A 14,889-nucleotide genomic window follows, 5' to 3' on the forward strand; every position below is an offset into this window, starting at 1 on the left:
GCAGAGGAGGAGGAGGGGAAAAAATGCCGGAAAAAACGGGAAGATCCCTGGCCTCCCCCCGGGACTTTCGTGCAGCGCCCCCCCCTACGACCTCCGCCCGCGGCAGAGCTGGAGGCCCCAGGCCGCCGCGGCACCTGCGAGGCCGCCCGTCACGAACCCCAGGCCGCTGGTCGCGTCACCGGCGTCCACGGCCACCGCGACGCCCGCCACGACCAGCGCGGCGGCGAGCACGGCGAGGAGCGCGTAGAACTTCCGGCTGAAGAAGCTGGACCGCTCCGGTACCGGCGGCGGGCACTCGACCCGCGCCGCGGGCCCGAGGCTCGCCGCGCGGGGCCGCTTGAAGTAGGCGTAGACCACCCAGTTCCCGCAGGCCTCCCAGCCGTCGGGGGCGAGCCGCTCGTCGAGGCCCTCGCGGCCACGGGTGACCAGCTCGCGCCGGTACTCCCAGCGCTGCGGCTGCGCCAGGTCGCGTTGGCTCACGAAACGTCCGACGGCGTCGACGCGCTGCACCTCCCAGCCCTCGTCGCCGAAGCGGTTCAGGAGCTGTTCGTCGACGTAGGTGTCGGCGGTCCAGCGCCAGGTCTCCACCTCGTCGCCCGGAGCAGCCGGTGCCCGCACCCCCGTGGCGGGCACCAGCTGCCGGGCGAACTCCTCCGCCGGGCCGAACTCGGCCTCCGCGTCCTCGGCGCCGGACTCCGCCAGGTGCGCCTCAAGGTCCATGACGGTCGCCTCGACGCGGTCGGCGGGCAGGCCCTGCGCCAGCAGCCGCTCGGCGAGGTCGAGGAGGTAACCGTCCCGCTGGTGGCGGGCGTTCACTTCTGCCGCGCTCATCGTGTCTCCACTCCTGCCTTGGCGAGGACTTCGCGTACGGAGGTGTCGAAGGCGAGCCAGAGCCCGCCCTGCTCACCGAGGGTCGCGCGGCCCTCATCGGTGAGCCGGTAGTAGCGCCGCCCCGGCCCCTTCTCCGTGGCCCGGAACTCCGCGTCGACCAGGCCCGCTTCCTCCAGGCGGTTCAGGACGGGGTAGAGCGTGCCGCCCTTGATCTGGCCGAAGCCGGCGGCGCCGAGGAGTTTGGCAATCTCGTAGCCGTAGCTCTCGCCGTCGGTGAGGGCGGCGAGCACGAGGAGGTCGAGCACTCCCTTGAACCAGCTGGCTCGGCGGTCGGTCACGTGGGTCTGCCTTTCTCAGGCGGCGGCCGCGGCGAGCGGCTTGTCCGGCGCGGGAAGCGTCAGGTCGCGTACGGCGAGGACGACGTGCACGGCGACGGGGAGCAGGAGGCTGTCGGTCGCGAGGTAGAGGCCGGTGAGGAGCGCCCCGAAGACGGCGAAGACGAGGACGCCCTGGCGGCCCTGGTAGAACCCGGCGGCCGCGTGGACGACGACGGAGAGGGCCGCCGCCGCGTAGAGGTCCAGGCCGAGGGCGCCCACGCCGAAGGCGATCAGGAGGCCCCGGTAGACCAGTTCGGCGCAGACGCCGTCGGTGACGGCCACGGCGACGGCGAGCCGGCGCTCCTCGGCGGTGCGCGGCAGCATCGCCTCGATGGCGGCGCGTCCCGGCACGTTCTTGCCCTGCCTGGCGAGCTGGTGGAAGTTGCGCGCCGACGCCACGGCGATCGCGGTGACGAGGAGGATCCCGGTCACCACGTACGCGGGCCGCTCCGGTGCCACGAGGCCGAAGTCGGCGGCGCTCGCGCCCGGTGACAGGAGCAGTGCGCCGACGGCGAGCGCGGCGAACGTCCACCACAGGGCGAGCGAGAGGCCGAAGTAGCGGACCAGCGCGCGGGGTTCGGTGTCCCTGCGCCGGGCCAGCGAGCCGTACATCCGCCGGCCCGCCCACGGCTCGCCCAGCAGCAGGTATCCGGTGAGCGCGGCCGTGACAGCCGTCGATGCGGCCGAGAAGTCCGGCGAAATGGTGGTCATGGGTTCCCCCTACCCTGAGCGTCTGAGCTACCTAGACCGTATGGCGATCTAGTCAGGATTGCAACCTATCTCGCTACGCCGACTCCTCGGCCGATTCCCCGGCCGCTCCCCCCGGCCGCTCCCCGGCCGATTCCCGGGCTAGCCGACGAAGTACGTCGGGTTCGGCAGCTTGTACGTCTTGTCCGCGTAGCCGCCCGCGAGGTCGGAGACCTGGTCGCCGAAGCTGCCGACGATGTCGTAGCCGGTGGACTCGATGTGCTTGCGGGTGCCCTCCTTGAACTGGACGGTGGTGCAGTTCCAGGCGGCGGCCGTGGCGCAGTTCTTCAGGTACGACGGCGGGTTCTTCTTGTCCTTGGTGTAGACGTGCGCGCGGTCCAGGCGCGTGTCGTAGCCCGCCCTGGCGAGGTTGGTGACGGCGCCCTCGCGCTGCGTCTCGGCCAGGCCGGTGAGGAAGAAGACCTCCACGCCCTGGCTCTTGGCGTACTTCACGAGCTCCGGCATGCCGAAGACCGCGGGCCGCTTGGCGGCCTTGACGTAGGCGTCCCAGGTGTCGTTGTCGTACGTGTAGTTGGCCGACTTCTCGTAGTCGAAGCTGAGCAGCGCGGTGTCGTCGACGTCGAGGACGATCGCGGGCTTCTTGCCGTGGCCGCCATGGCCGCCATGGCCGCCATCGCCGTCGTGGCCGTCGTGGCCGTGGTGGGCCTTGTGGGCGGCCTTCTTGATGTCCTTCTTGGCCTTGGCCTGGATGCGGGCCAGGTCCTTGGCGTAGGGGCTGTCGGGCGAGGACTTCCACATGCCGTCGGCGCCCTTGGTCGCGCCGTAGTAGGCGTCGATCTCGCCGACCAGGAGACCTATGTTGTGCGGCTCCTTGGTGGGGCGGTGCTCGGCCTGGTCGGCACTGGCGGCGCCGGTGGCGTAGAGGGCGGCGCCGGCGACGGTGCATGCGGTGGCCAGGCCGGCCACGCGTAGGGTCTTGCGCATTCGTTGCGTCTCCGCATCAGGTGATCGGGCAGGTCAAGGCTTGTCTACGCGCATCAACCAGGGTGTGGGGAGGGCCAGGCGGGACCCTTTACCCGATCCATACCCGGCACGGGGAAGCCCTTGCCCTTCGCTCCCGCCTCGCCCCGCCCCGCCCCGCCGCCGTCAGCCGCCCGCGGTCCACCCCGGGTCACGGCCGCTCAGCCCGATGACCTGATCCAGCAGGGGCGCGTCCTGCGGCACGGGCACCGGCCGCCCGAACGGGCCGTCCCCGCCCCCGCCCGCGGCGGGCGCCAGGAACGCCCGCGCGCCCTCCAGGCTCGCCTCGTCGGGCGCGTACTCCTGGCCGGTGGCGCGCGCCAGGTCCCAGCCGTGCACGACCAGTTCGTCGAGGACGACCAGGGCCGCGACCTCGCCCGGCAGGTCGACGCCGCCCGCGCGGGTCATGCCCTGCCGGGCCGCCGGGTCGCGCCACGCCTCGACGACGGCGTCCAGCGCCTTCGGCAGCTCGCCGCGCCAGCCGGGGCCGATGTCCGGCACGACGCTGCCGGGATCCCTGTCCAGCTCCGGCCGGAAGTCCTTCCGGGCGGCCAGCTCGAAGGCCTGGGCGAGGCCGATCAGATGCCCGAGGAGGTTGCGTACGGTGAACTCGGGGCAGGGCGTGGGCGCCGCGAGCTGGTCGTCGCCGACGCGTTCGGCCACGCGGGCCACCAGGCGGGCCTGCGGGCCGAGGTCGAAGGTGTCGTCGGTCATGGTGCCTCCAGATGTCTTCGAGGCGGGTGCCTCTGAGGCGGCGGCCTCAGTACGTCTCCCCGGTAGACCCGCCGCGCGCCCGTAACTCATCGCCCGCCGCTAGGGAATCCGCCCGATCCCGCGGCGGGGGCCTTAGAACCACCATGACCAGGCATGACATCGACGACGATCGGGCGCGTCCTGCGGGACCGCAACGCGGCGCTCTACCTGGGCGCGGTGGTGGTGTCCGGCTTCGGGAGCACCGCGCTGTGGCTGGTCTCCGGCATCTGGGTCAAGGAGCTGACCGGCTCCGACGGCCTGGCCGCGCTCTGCCAGTTCGCGCTCTGGGCGCCCACCCTCATCGGCCCGCTGCTGGGCACGCTCGCCGACCGCACGCGCCGCAGACCGCTGCTCGTGGCCGCCAACCTCGCGCTCGGCGCGCTGCTCCTCTCCCTGTTCGCCGTCGACACCGCGGGACGGCTGTGGATCCTCTTCGCGGTGCTCCTCGTCTACGGGGCGTGCGGCGTCGTCACCGACGCGGCGGAGGCGGCCCTGGTCCCGGCGGCCGTCGGCAAGGAGCTGCTCGGCGACTTCAACGGCCTGCGGATGTCGGCCAACGAAGGCATGAAGCTGGTGGCGCCCCTCGCGGGCGCGGGCCTCTTCGCCGCGTACGGCGGGCCCCGGGTGGCGCTCCTGGACGCCGTCACGTTCGCGCTCGCCGCGGGGATGTACGCGCTGCTGCGGGTCCGCGAGGCCGCGCCGGTCACCGAGCGCACATCACTGCGGGCGAGGACCGCCGAGGGGGCCCGGTACCTGTGGGGCGACGAACGGCTGCGGCCCCTCGTCGTGGCGGGCGGCCTGACGATGCTGACCTCGGGCGTGAGCGGCGCGGCGGTCTACGCCATCGTGGAGGGGCTCGGCCACGCGCCCGCGTACACGGGGGTGCTGTACGTCGTGCAGGGCGCGGGGTCCGTCGCGGTGGGCGTGGCGTCGGGCGCCCTGATGCGGCGCTTCGGCGGGCGGCGGTTCGGCGGCGCGGGCATCGCGCTGACCGGCGCCGGCCTGGTGCTGAGCGCGCTGCCGAGCGACGCGGCGGTCCTCGCGGGCAGCTTCGCGAACGGTGTCGGGCTGCCCTGCGTGCTGATCGCGGGGCTCACGGCCGTGCAGCGGGAGACGCCGGACGCGCTGCTCGGCCGGGTTGCGGCGACCGCCAATACCCTGATGTTCGCGCCGACCGCGCTCGGCATCGCGGCGGGGGCGGCGCTGGTGGAGAGCGTCGACCTCCAGGTGCTCCTCGCGCTGCTCGCGGGGGCGCGGCTGCTGATCGCCGCGCCCCTGCTGCGCCCGGCCCGGAGGGTCACTTCACGTCGGCCCACCGCTTGATCGTCGCGACGGCCTTCGACTGCTGCGGCTCGGGCAGCTTGGCGATCGACGCGCCGTGGTTGGCGCCCGGCACCTCGTAGCGGTAGGAGTCGTGGCGGCTGGGGGCGAAGCGCTCGGCGCTCCAGGGGTCGTTCTGGCCGTAGATGAACATCATGCGCTGTCCGCGCTTCTTCACCCAGCGGTCGACGTCGGCGATGGTCTTGTTGTTGTACGTGCCGCGCATGTCGGCGGGCAGCACCGAGTTGGGCTGGTAGACGTCCGGGTGGTGGCGGACGTCCTTGAGGTGCTTGAACTTCAGGTCGGCCCAGCCGAGCTGGGTCGCGGCCTGGTGGTAGTACGGTCCCGATCCGTTGGTGCCGAGCTCCTGGTCGCGGTAGACGCTGAAGCCGTGCTCCTTCGACCAGTCGTACAGCTCGTCGTCGGTGGCCTTCTTCGCGTCGGGGACGGTCGGGCAGTCGGCCGCGGTGCCGCTCTGCCAGAAGTTCCACACCTGGTCGAGCACCGCGAACTCATAGGCGCGGTCGGTGGTGCCGAGAGTCTTGTCGAAGGTGCTGCCCTCGGCCTTCGCCTCCTTCTCGAACCGGGGGAGCAGGTCGGCGCGGCGTACGAGCATCTCACGCTGCACGGCGTTCAGGGCGGCCCGGCACTCCTTGGTGCCGACCGTCTCGAAGAAGCGCTCGTATCCGCTGTCGTCGTGGTTGTTGGCGTCGTTGGGCGCGACGAAGGCCACGACGGCGTCGAGGTCCTCCGGGTAGAACCGCTCGTGGTAGGTGGCCGTCATGCCGCCCTTGCTGGCGCCGGTGCCCAGCCACTTGCCCTTCTCGACCGTGCGCAGGGCGCGGGTCAGGCGGTGCTCGTCGGCGGCTTCCTGCTGGACGGTCATCTTGGACCAGTCGTCGCCCGCGGCGCCCTTGGGCCGCGACTCGCCGAAGTAGCGGTGCTCGACGCTGACCTGGTTGGCGTCGATCAGCCTGGTGAGGGAGGCGGTGCCGCCCGCGAGGGTGTAACCGCCGGTGTAGAGCACGGTCGGCTTGGCGGTGGACTTGTGCCAGAGCGTGGCGCGCTGCGTGAAGGTGGCGCCGTGGGGCCTGCGGTGGTCGACGGGCTGGCGGTACGTCAGCGTGTAGAGGGGGTAGCCCTCTCTGTCCTTGACGGAGACGACCTTCATGCCGGGCAGCTTCTCGAGCCGGGCCTTGATGTCGGCCGTGTCGGCCGCCGTGTGTCCTGTCGGACCGGCCGCCCGCGCCGCCGTCGACGCTTGTGCGGTGGCGGGCGCCGCGCCGGCCAGCACGGCGGCACCCGCCATCAGTCCGGCACAGGCCAGCGCGGATATCCCCTTGTTGCGCACCTTGTCTCCCTTGTCCCCGTGGTACTGGAGCGACCGTTGTGGTGCGCGGATCGTATCGGCGATCACTCCAGGCGCGACAGGGCTTCCGCGACCAGCGTGAGGTCGCTGTCCGAAGCCAGTCCCGCGTGGTAGAGCCGCAGTTCGGTGGCGCCGTGCTCGGCGGCCCGTGCCGCGTCGGCGGCGAGGGCCGCGGGGCTGCCGCCCATCCCGGCGACGACGGGGAAGTTGGCGGCGAGGACGCCCCCGCCGTGGCCCCCGAAGGGCGTGAGCAGCTCGGGCCCGCCCCCGCAGGGCACGACCACGCCGTCCGCCACGCCGAGGATGTGCTCCGGGTCGACGCCCGCGTTCGCCCCGCAGTGGTACGAGACGGGGTCCGCGTGCAGCAGCACCTGAAAGCCCGGGGGGGCCGCCGCGCGGACCGCCTCGACCGCCGCCTCCTGGAGCGTGCGGGCCGTCTCGTCGCGCCACGCGCGCGTGGCCGCCGCCCGGTCCGCCCCGAGGAGCTTCTCGACCCCCGCCCAGCCCGGGTCCTCGCCCGCGCCCTGCCAGACGGGCTCAAGGGCGTCCCGCACGGTGGCCGCCAGCGCGTCCGGATCGAGGCCCGCTCCCCCGTACCCCGCCCGGCAGGAGCCGCAGAAGCACAGGGACATCAGGTACTGGCCCGCCTCGCCGAGCCCGACGCCCGCGGTCTTGTCATGGGCGTGCAGATGCGCGAGGCCGTACCAGCCGCACGACTCCAGCTCGGTGCCGCGTGCGCCGGGGCGCGCGGCGGCCTCGGCGGCGAGGTCGACGAGGTACGCGCGCGTGGCGGGCTGCGCGATGCAGGGCGCCCAGGGGTAGTGGTCCCCGTAGGCGTTGACGACGGAGGTGTCGGGGTGGTCGTCGCCGAGGCGGGAGCTGTGGGCGAGGACGACCCAGCTGTGGACGTCGATCCCGGCGGCGTCCAGGGCTTCGGTGGCCTGTCCGTAGGCGTCGCCCCACGCCCAGTCCCCCGCCTCGTACGGCCGGAGCCGCCGCCCTTGCCAGCGCTCGCCCGGCGGGTAGAGCACGGCGGCGTGCGCGGCCGTGACGATGCGGTGGCGGGGGTGGCGCGGGGTCAGCGCGCGCGTGGAGTGGTAGGCGGCGGCGAGGGTGACCTGCCGGATGCCGAGGTCGGCGATGCGGCCGGGGGCCCCGGGGTCGCCGACGACGTCCCAGGGGTAGAGGAACGCGGCGGCCTTCACGCGTCGCCCCGGCGCGCGTCCCGGCCCGGCAGCTCGTCGCCGAGCAGCGCCCGGCCGCGCTCGACGAGTTCGGCGAGGCGCTTGACGTGTTCGGCTGCGGGTTCGTTCAGCGGCGGGCGCACCCCGCCGACGTCGAGACCGCTGAGCCGCACGCCCGCCTTGACGAGGGAGACGGCGTAGCCGCGGCCGAGGGCGCGCAGCTCGACGAAGGGCCGGTAGAAGCCGTCGACGAGGCGGTTCACGGTGGCGTCGCCCTCGGCCGTCCGGGCATTGAGCGCCCGATGGAAGGCGAGCGCGATGTCGGGAGCGAAGCAGAACACGGCCGACGAGTAGAGGCTGACGCCGATGCCGCGGTAGGCGAGGCCGGTCAGCTCGGCGGTCGGCAGGCCGTTGAAGTACAGGAAGTCGCCGGGCACCTCGCTGCGGACGGCGCTGACGGTGCGCTGCATCAGGTCCATGTCGCCGAGGCCGTCCTTGAAGCCGATGACGCCCTCGGCGCGGGCGAGTTCGACGACCGTCTCCGGGGTGAGGACGGCGTTGTCGCGCTGGTAGACGATGACGTCGAGGGAGGTGGCCGCGGCGAGCTCGGTGTAGTGCCGGATCAGCCCCTCCTGTCCGGCGACCACGAGGTAGGGCGGCATGGCGAGCAGCCCGTCGGCGCCCGCGTCCTCGGCCAGGCGCGCGTACCGCACGGCGAGGGCCGTGCCGTATCCGGCGCCCGCGACGACCGGCACCCGGCCCGCCGTCTCCTCGACGGCGGCGGCGACGCAGCTCTGGAACTCCTCGGGGGTCAGGGCGTGGAACTCGCCCGTGCCGCAGCAGGCGAAGACGGCCGCCGCGCCGGCGTCGATGCCCGCGCGCACATGGGCGCGGAAGGTCTCCAGGTCGATGGAGCCGTCCGGCCCGTAGGCGGTGACGGGGAAGAACAACGGCCCGCTGGGAACGCGGAGTCGGGAAGCGAGAGGGGCTGACGTCACGGGCTCTCCCTAGCGTGCACGTTTCTGATTGATGTCTATATCTCTGAACGCGACCACGCTAAGGCGCCCTCTCGGCCCTGGTCAAGCGGATCGACCGTGCACAGAGGAGCGGATTCCCCGCCTCCGCGCGACACTTGACGCGACGCCATCGAGATCCTTAGCGTGTCCACGGATGTGAATTCTGTACGCGAATGAGTACGCGCCCGCGCACGGCCGCCCGAGGAGATCCCGCATGCCCGCTTCCCGCACCGTCCTGCTGACCGGCGCCGCCGGAGGCCTCGGCACCCTGATGCGCGGGCTGCTCCCGGCCTACGGCCACGATCTGCGCCTGCTGGACGTGCGCGGCCTCGACGGCACGCCCGGCGCGATCACCGCCGACCTCGCCGACAGGGACGCGCTGCGCGAGGCCGTGCGCGGCGTCGACGCGGTCCTGCACTTCGCGGGCATCTCCCTGGAGTCCACCTTCGAGAAGATCCTCAGGGCCAACATCGAGGGGACGTACAACCTCTACGAGGCGGCCCGTGAGGAGGGCGTGCGGCGGATCGTCTTCGCCTCCTCCAACCACGCGGTGGGCTTCACGCCGCGCCCCGAGGGCGACGACCCGCTCATCCCGCTCGACACCCCGCGCCGCCCCGACACCTTCTACGGCCTGTCCAAGTCCTTCGGCGAGGACCTCGCCCAGTTCTACTGGGACAAGCACGGCATCGAGACCGTCTCGGTCCGCATCGGCTCGTGCTTCCCGGAGCCGACGAGCGTGCGGATGCTCTCGGTCTGGATGAGCCCGGGCGACGGCGCGCGGCTCTTCCACGCGGCGCTCACCGCCGAGGACGTCGGGCACACCGTGGTCTACGGCTCCTCCGCCAACACCCGCCTGTGGTGGGACCTCTCCTCCGCCCGCGCGCTCGGCTACGAACCGCAGGACGACTCCGAGCAGTACGCGGAGAAGCTCATCGCCGAGCAGGGCGAGCTCGACCCCGCCAACCCCGATCACGCCCATCTCGGTGGCCCCTTCTGCACCGACCCGCCGGTCTGGCCGTACTGAACCGACGGCGGCACGGGAAGACCCGGGCCCGAACGGGCGGCAAGCGGGCGCCCCGGGCCCGCCGTACGGGCACGAACGGCGCCCGTACCCCAGGCCAACGCCGCGTGATCCGGGCACATACGGGCAGCATCACGCCCGCTTGGCACCTTCTCTCGTTCATGCGGGCGCTGTAGAACTTCCCCCAAGGCCCGAACGGGCACAGCGAGACCAGGGGAAGCAGGTGGCGCCGATGACCGCGGAGGAGCGTCAGCGGCGGATCGTCAGCGCGGCACGGACCTCCGGCTCCGTCGACGTGACGGAGCTCGCCGCCCGGCTGGGCGTCGCGAAGGAGACCGTCCGCCGCGACCTGCGCGCCCTGGAGGACCACGGCCTGGTCCGCCGCACCCATGGCGGCGCCTATCCCGTGGAGAGCGCGGGTTTCGAGACCACCCTCGCCTTCCGCACGACCATGCACGTCCCCGAGAAGCGGCGCATCGCCGCCGCCGCGGCCGACCTGCTCGGGGACGCCGAGACCGTCTTCGTGGACGAGGGCTTCACGCCCCAGCTCATCGCCGAGGCGCTGCCCGACGTGGCGGGCGGGCGCCCGCTGACCGTGGTCACCGCCTCGCTGGCCACGGCGGGCGCCCTCGCCGAGGCCGAGAACATCGCCGTACTGCTGCTCGGCGGCCGGGTCCGCCCGGGCACCCTCGCCACCGTCGACCACTGGACGACGCGCATGCTGGCCGGCTTCGTCATCGACCTGGCGTACATCGGCGCCAACGGCATCTCGCGCGAGCACGGCCTGACGACGCCCGACCCCGCGGTGAGCGAGGTGAAGGCGCAGGCCATCAGGGCATCGAGGCGCACCGTGTTCACGGGCGTGCACACCAAGTTCGGGGCGACGAGCTTCTGCCGGTTCGCCGGCATCGGCGACCTCGAAGCGATCGTCACCAGCAGCCGCCTGCCGGCCTCCGAAGCCCACCGCTACTCCCTCCTCGGACCGCAGGTTTTGCGCGTCTGACGGCCGCCCCTCCCCATCCCCGTACGGCCGCACTGGGCCACCGCACACCCCGACGCGCCCGAAAACCCCCGATATGACCCCTCTACGTCCAGGAGCACTCATGCGAACCCCGAGCCGACGGAGGTCGCGCGCGCTCGCCGCTGCCGCCGCAGGGACGCTGCTCGCCCCGCTGCTCACCGGCTGCTGGGCCGGCGCGGGCGGGACCGGTTCAGGCGACTCCCTCAACGTCCTGATGGTGAACAACCCGCAGATGGTGGAGTTGCGCAAGCTCACCGCCGCCCACTTCACCAAGGAGACGGGCATCAAGGTGAACTTCACCGTTCTGCCCGAGAACGACGTCCGCGACAAGATCAGCCAGGACTTCGCCAACCAGGCGGGCCAGTACGACATCGCCACCCTCAGCAACTACGAGATACCCATCTACGCGAAGAACGGCTGGCTCCACGAGGTCGGTTCCTACGCGCGCAAGGACACCGCGTACGACGAGAAGGACATCCTGGCGCCGATGCGCCAGTCCCTCACCGGAGAGGACGGCAAGCTCTACGGACAGCCCTTCTACGGGGAGTCGTCCTTCCTGATGTACCGCAAGGACGTCTTCGAGAAGGCCGGCCTGACCATGCCCGAACACCCCACCTGGCAGCAGGTGGCCGATCTCGCCGCGAAGGTGGACGGCGAGGAGCCGGGCATGAAGGGCATCTGTCTGCGCGGCCTGCCCGGCTGGGGCGAGGTCATGGCGCCCCTGACCACCGTCGTGAACACCTTCGGCGGCACCTGGTTCGAGAAGGACTGGAAGGCCCGCCTGGACTCCCCCGAGTTCGAGAAGGCGACCCGCTTCTACGTGGACCTCGTGCGCGAGCACGGCGAGTCGGGCGCCGCCCAGTCCGGATACGCCGAGTGCCTCAACAACCTCACCCAGGGCAAGACCGCCATGTGGTACGACGCGACGGCCGCCGCCGGGTCCCTCGAATCCGCCAAGTCACCGGTCAAGGGAAAGATCGGCTACGTCTCCGCCCCGGTGGCGAGGACCGAGAACTCCGGCTGGCTCTACACCTGGGCCTGGGGCATGCAGAAGGCCTCGCGCAACCCGGACAAGGCGTGGAAGTTCATCTCCTGGGCCTCCGGCAAGGAGTACGAGAAGCTCGTCGGCGAGAAGATCGGCTGGTCGAACGTCCCCGCGGGCAAGCGCGCCTCGACCTACGCGAACCCCGCCTACCGCAAGGAAGCCGGCGCCTTCCAGGACGTCACCCGCGCCGCCATCGAAGGAGCCAGGCCCCGCGACCCCGGCGTACAGCCGCGGCCCGCGCCCGGCATCCAGTTCGTCGGCATCCCCGAGTTCACCGACCTGGGCACCAAGGTCTCCCAGGAGATCAGCGCGGCCATCGCCGGACGCCAGTCCGTCGCTTCGGCCCTGGAGAAGTCACAGGAGCTCGCCGAGAAGATCTCCGAGGAGTACGAGGGACGATGACCGCCACCGCGAGCACCACCACCGTGCGGCACACGCGCGTGCCCGCCGCGAAGACACCCCCGTCGGGCCGGCTGCGCGCCTGGGCGACCAGGGCGCCCCTGCTCCCCGCCCTCATCTTCATGATCGCCGTGACCCAGCTGCCCTTCGTGGCGACCCTGGTGATCTCCTTCTTCGACTGGAACGCCCTCTACCCCGACGCCCGCAGCTTCGCCGGGTTCGCGAACTACACCGAGGTCCTCACCGACCCCGACCTGCGCAAGTCCGTGCTGACCACGATCCTGCTCACCGCCTCGGTCGTGCTGGCCAGCCTGGTCATCGGCCTCGGCCTCGCGCTGCTGCTCGACCGGAGGTTCAAGGGGCGCGGGTTCGTCCGTACGCTGCTCATCGCGCCGTTCCTGCTGGTCCCCGTGGCCGCCGCGCTGCTGTGGAAGCACGTGCTCTACAACCCCGAGTACGGCCTCTTCAACGGCCTGCTGCGCTGGGTGGGCGGTGACTCCGCGGCGCAGCCCGACTGGATCTCCAACACCCCGCTGCTGGCGATCGAGGCCTCCCTGGTGTGGCAGTGGACGCCCTTCATGATGCTGATCCTCCTCGCCGGGCTCCAGAGCCGTGACAGCGAGCTGATCGAGGCGGCCCGCATGGACGGGGCGAGCGACTGGCAGGTCTTCCGCCATCTGACCCTGCCGCACCTGCGCCGCTACCTCGAACTGGGCGCGCTGCTCGGCTCGATCTACATCGTGCAGAACTTCGACGCCGTCTTCACCATCACCTCGGGCGGTCTCGGCACCGCCAACCTGCCCTACACCGTCTACCAGAGCTTCTACCAGGCGCACGAGAACGGCCTGGCCTCCGCGGCCGGGGTACTCGTCGTCATCGGCTCGCTGATCATCGCGACCTTCGCGCTGCGGGTCGTCTCGTCCCTGTTCCGTGAGGAGGCGTCCCGCTGATGGCCGCTGTTACGGCGAAGACCGCCACCGAGGCGAAGGCCCGCCCACGCGCGCGTGGGTCCCTGATCGGCCTGGCCGCCTGGGTCGCCGGCACCCTGTTCTTCCTGCCCATCGCCTGGATGGCGCTGACCTCCTTCCACTCGGAGGAGGACGCCGCCACCAACCCGCCCTCGCTCGCCGCCTCGCTCACCCTGGACGGCTACCGCGAATTCTTCGGGGCGGGCGGCGGCGCGAGCCCCTGGCCCTCCCTCATCAACTCCACGGTGGCCTCGCTCGCCTCGACGCTGCTCGTGCTGGTGCTGGCCCTGCCCGCCGCGTACGCCCTGTCGATCAGGCCCGTGAAGAAGTGGACGGACGTTCTCTTCTTCTTCCTCTCCACCAAGATGCTGCCGGTCGTGGCGGGTCTCCTGCCGATCTACCTGTTCGCCAAGAACACCGACTTCCTCGACAACATCTGGCTGCTCGTCATCCTCTACACCTCGATGAACCTGCCGATCGCGGTGTGGATGATGCAGTCCTTCCTCGCCGAGGTGCCGAAGGCCATCATCGAGGCCGCCCAGATCGACGGGGCACGGCTGCCCACCATCCTCGCGCGCGTGGTGGCGCCCATCGCGCTGCCCGGCATCGCCGCGACCTCGCTGATCTGCTTCATCTTCAGCTGGAACGAACTGCTCTTCGCCCGGGTGCTCACGGGCGTCGTCGCCCAGACCGCGCCCGTCTTCCTGACCGGCTTCATCACCAGCCAGGGCCTGTTCCTGGCGAAGGTGTGCGCCGCGTCGCTCGTGATCTCCCTGCCGGTGCTCGCCGCGGGGTTCGCCGCCCAGGACAAGCTGGTCCAGGGTCTGTCGTTGGGAGCTGTGAAATGAAGGCCGCGATCGTCGAGTCGGTGGGCAAGGTCGTCGTCGGCGAGGTGCCCGACCCGACGCCGGGCCCCCGCGAGGTCGTCGTGGAGGTCGCCGCGTGCGGCCTGTGCGGCACCGACCTGCACATCAAGCAGGGTGAGTTCGCCCCGACCCTGCCCGTGGTGCCGGGCCACGAGTTCGCCGGCACCGTCGTCGCCCTCGGCGGCGACGTGCGCGGACTCGCCGTCGGCGACCGGGTCGCGGTGGACCCCTCGCTGCACTGCCACGAGTGCCGCTTCTGCCGGGTGGGGCGCGGCAACATGTGCGAGCGCTGGGCCGCGATCGGGGTGACCACCGCGGGCGGCGCCGCCCAGTACGCCAAGGCGCCCGCCGCCAACTGCGTGCGCCTGCCCGACCATGTGCGCACCCAGGACGCCGCCCTCATCGAGCCGCTGTCCTGCGCGGTGCGCGGCTACGACGTGCTGCGCTCGCAGCTCGCCTCGCACGTGCTGATCTACGGCTCGGGCACGATGGGCCTGATGATGCTGGAGCTGGCCAAGCGGACCGGCGCGGCAAGCGTCGACGTGGTCGACCTCAACCCCGAGCGGCTCGCGACGGCGAAGCGGCTCGGCGTCTCGGCGTCGGCGGCCGGGGCCGACGAACTCGACCGGCCCGGCGGCTGGGACGTGGTGATCGACGCGACGGGCAACGCGGCCGCCATCCAGGACGGCCTCGGCCGGGTCGCGAAGGCGGGCACGTTCCTCCAGTTCGGTGTCGCGGACTACGCCACGCGGGTGGAGATCGACCCGTACCGCATCTACAACCAGGAGATCACCATCACCGGGTCGATGGCGGTCCTGCACAGCTACGAGCGGGCCGCCGAGCTGTTCGCGGCGGGCGTCCTCGACCCGGAGGTGTTCATCAGCGACCGGTTGCCGCTGGACGACTACCCCCGGGCGCTCGACCAGTTCGCCGCCGGGGTCGGCCGGAAGATCGTCGTCGTGCCGTAATCCGGTGTCGCGCGGGCGTGGCC

General features: G+C 72.0%; 15 protein-coding genes. 7 read left to right on the forward strand and 8 right to left on the reverse strand.

What is annotated here, in order from left to right; translation table 11 throughout:
- Positions 1-84 precede the first annotated feature (84 nt).
- The 5 genes from ACZ6JY_RS22845 to ACZ6JY_RS22865 all read right to left on the reverse strand — a co-directional run bounded on the left by ACZ6JY_RS22845 (position 85) and on the right by ACZ6JY_RS22865 (position 3,650).
- A complete protein-coding gene (locus ACZ6JY_RS22845) occupies positions 85-831 on the reverse strand; it encodes a hypothetical protein (protein WP_469198212.1) in 747 nt (248 codons plus the stop codon).
- Positions 828-1,169, reverse strand: a complete 342-nt coding sequence (locus ACZ6JY_RS22850; protein ID WP_447036646.1) for a PadR family transcriptional regulator — start codon at positions 1,167-1,169, stop codon at positions 828-830. Before ACZ6JY_RS22850 ends, ACZ6JY_RS22845 begins: the two co-directional genes overlap by 4 nt.
- Before the next feature lie 15 nt (positions 1,170-1,184).
- Positions 1,185-1,919, reverse strand: coding sequence for a CPBP family intramembrane glutamic endopeptidase (locus ACZ6JY_RS22855; protein ID WP_469198214.1), 735 nt, complete (start codon positions 1,917-1,919; stop codon positions 1,185-1,187).
- Positions 1,920-2,057: 138 nt separating this feature from the next.
- On the reverse strand, positions 2,058-2,900 hold the full coding sequence (locus ACZ6JY_RS22860) for an HAD family acid phosphatase (RefSeq protein ID WP_469198216.1): 843 nt from the start codon (positions 2,898-2,900) through the stop codon (positions 2,058-2,060).
- 162 nt (positions 2,901-3,062) lie between these two features.
- The gene (locus ACZ6JY_RS22865; RefSeq protein WP_469198218.1) at positions 3,063-3,650 is read right to left on the reverse strand and encodes a TIGR03086 family metal-binding protein; all 588 of its coding nucleotides are present in this window, start codon (positions 3,648-3,650) and stop codon (positions 3,063-3,065) included.
- A gap of 153 nt (positions 3,651-3,803) precedes the next feature.
- Between ACZ6JY_RS22865 and ACZ6JY_RS22870 the strand changes: the two genes are divergently transcribed.
- On the forward strand, positions 3,804-5,012 hold the full coding sequence (locus ACZ6JY_RS22870) for an MFS transporter (protein ID WP_469198220.1): 1,209 nt from the start codon (positions 3,804-3,806) through the stop codon (positions 5,010-5,012).
- Here the strand turns inward: ACZ6JY_RS22870 and ACZ6JY_RS22875 are convergent.
- The 3 genes from ACZ6JY_RS22875 to ACZ6JY_RS22885 form a co-directional block, all read right to left on the reverse strand.
- Positions 4,987-6,360, reverse strand: a complete 1,374-nt coding sequence (locus ACZ6JY_RS22875) for a S28 family serine protease (RefSeq protein WP_469198222.1) — start codon at positions 6,358-6,360, stop codon at positions 4,987-4,989. The two genes, ACZ6JY_RS22870 and ACZ6JY_RS22875, sit on opposite strands and share 26 nt — an antisense overlap.
- A gap of 62 nt (positions 6,361-6,422) precedes the next feature.
- Entirely contained in the window at positions 6,423-7,583 is a 1,161-nt protein-coding gene (locus tag ACZ6JY_RS22880; protein WP_469198224.1) for a hypothetical protein, read from the reverse strand.
- Positions 7,580-8,560, reverse strand: coding sequence for a 5-dehydro-4-deoxyglucarate dehydratase (locus ACZ6JY_RS22885; protein WP_469198226.1), 981 nt, complete (start codon positions 8,558-8,560; stop codon positions 7,580-7,582). Before ACZ6JY_RS22885 ends, ACZ6JY_RS22880 begins: the two co-directional genes overlap by 4 nt.
- A 232-nt stretch (positions 8,561-8,792) precedes the next feature.
- Here ACZ6JY_RS22885 and ACZ6JY_RS22890 point away from each other — a divergent pair, with 232 nt between their 5' ends.
- The 6 genes from ACZ6JY_RS22890 to ACZ6JY_RS22915 all read left to right on the forward strand — a co-directional run bounded on the left by ACZ6JY_RS22890 (position 8,793) and on the right by ACZ6JY_RS22915 (position 14,866).
- Positions 8,793-9,602 carry an NAD-dependent epimerase/dehydratase family protein gene (locus tag ACZ6JY_RS22890; RefSeq protein WP_469198228.1) on the forward strand — a complete coding sequence of 270 codons (810 nt, stop codon included), beginning with the start codon at positions 8,793-8,795 and terminating at the stop codon, positions 9,600-9,602.
- A 229-nt stretch (positions 9,603-9,831) separates the two neighbouring features.
- Positions 9,832-10,602 (forward strand): DeoR/GlpR family DNA-binding transcription regulator, encoded by a 771-nt coding sequence (locus ACZ6JY_RS22895; RefSeq protein WP_469198230.1) that lies wholly within the window; start codon positions 9,832-9,834, stop codon positions 10,600-10,602.
- A gap of 100 nt (positions 10,603-10,702) precedes the next feature.
- The gene (locus tag ACZ6JY_RS22900) at positions 10,703-12,067 is read left to right on the forward strand and encodes an ABC transporter substrate-binding protein (protein WP_469198232.1); all 1,365 of its coding nucleotides are present in this window, start codon (positions 10,703-10,705) and stop codon (positions 12,065-12,067) included.
- A complete protein-coding gene (locus ACZ6JY_RS22905; RefSeq protein WP_469198234.1) occupies positions 12,064-13,014 on the forward strand; it encodes a carbohydrate ABC transporter permease in 951 nt (316 codons plus the stop codon). Before ACZ6JY_RS22900 ends, ACZ6JY_RS22905 begins: the two co-directional genes overlap by 4 nt.
- Positions 13,014-13,880: a carbohydrate ABC transporter permease gene (locus tag ACZ6JY_RS22910; protein WP_469198236.1), complete on the forward strand. Its 867-nt coding sequence runs from the start codon at positions 13,014-13,016 to the stop codon at positions 13,878-13,880. The genes ACZ6JY_RS22905 and ACZ6JY_RS22910 overlap by 1 nt, the downstream gene beginning before the upstream one ends.
- The gene (locus ACZ6JY_RS22915; protein ID WP_469198238.1) at positions 13,877-14,866 is read left to right on the forward strand and encodes a zinc-dependent alcohol dehydrogenase family protein; all 990 of its coding nucleotides are present in this window, start codon (positions 13,877-13,879) and stop codon (positions 14,864-14,866) included. Before ACZ6JY_RS22910 ends, ACZ6JY_RS22915 begins: the two co-directional genes overlap by 4 nt.
- Positions 14,867-14,889 lie beyond the last annotated feature (23 nt).

It is taken from the genome of Streptomyces sp. NPDC046335 (assembly GCF_055587985.1).

Bases quoted from the DNA above. Each gene is read 5' to 3' on its own strand.
- ACZ6JY_RS22845 (WP_469198212.1), bottom strand. From the start codon at position 831: ATGAGCGCGGCAGAAGTGAACGCCCGCCACCAGCGGGACGGTTACCTC.
- ACZ6JY_RS22855 (WP_469198214.1), bottom strand. From the start codon at position 1,919: ATGACCACCATTTCGCCGGACTTCTCGGCCGCATCGACGGCTGTCACG.
- ACZ6JY_RS22860 (WP_469198216.1), bottom strand. From the start codon at position 2,900: ATGCGCAAGACCCTACGCGTGGCCGGCCTGGCCACCGCATGCACCGTC.
- ACZ6JY_RS22865 (WP_469198218.1), bottom strand. From the start codon at position 3,650: ATGACCGACGACACCTTCGACCTCGGCCCGCAGGCCCGCCTGGTGGCC.
- ACZ6JY_RS22870 (WP_469198220.1), top strand. From the start codon at position 3,804: ATGACATCGACGACGATCGGGCGCGTCCTGCGGGACCGCAACGCGGCG.
- ACZ6JY_RS22890 (WP_469198228.1), top strand. From the start codon at position 8,793: ATGCCCGCTTCCCGCACCGTCCTGCTGACCGGCGCCGCCGGAGGCCTC.
- ACZ6JY_RS22895 (WP_469198230.1), top strand. From the start codon at position 9,832: ATGACCGCGGAGGAGCGTCAGCGGCGGATCGTCAGCGCGGCACGGACC.
- ACZ6JY_RS22900 (WP_469198232.1), top strand. From the start codon at position 10,703: ATGCGAACCCCGAGCCGACGGAGGTCGCGCGCGCTCGCCGCTGCCGCC.
- ACZ6JY_RS22905 (WP_469198234.1), top strand. From the start codon at position 12,064: ATGACCGCCACCGCGAGCACCACCACCGTGCGGCACACGCGCGTGCCC.
- ACZ6JY_RS22910 (WP_469198236.1), top strand. From the start codon at position 13,014: ATGGCCGCTGTTACGGCGAAGACCGCCACCGAGGCGAAGGCCCGCCCA.
- ACZ6JY_RS22915 (WP_469198238.1), top strand. From the start codon at position 13,877: ATGAAGGCCGCGATCGTCGAGTCGGTGGGCAAGGTCGTCGTCGGCGAG.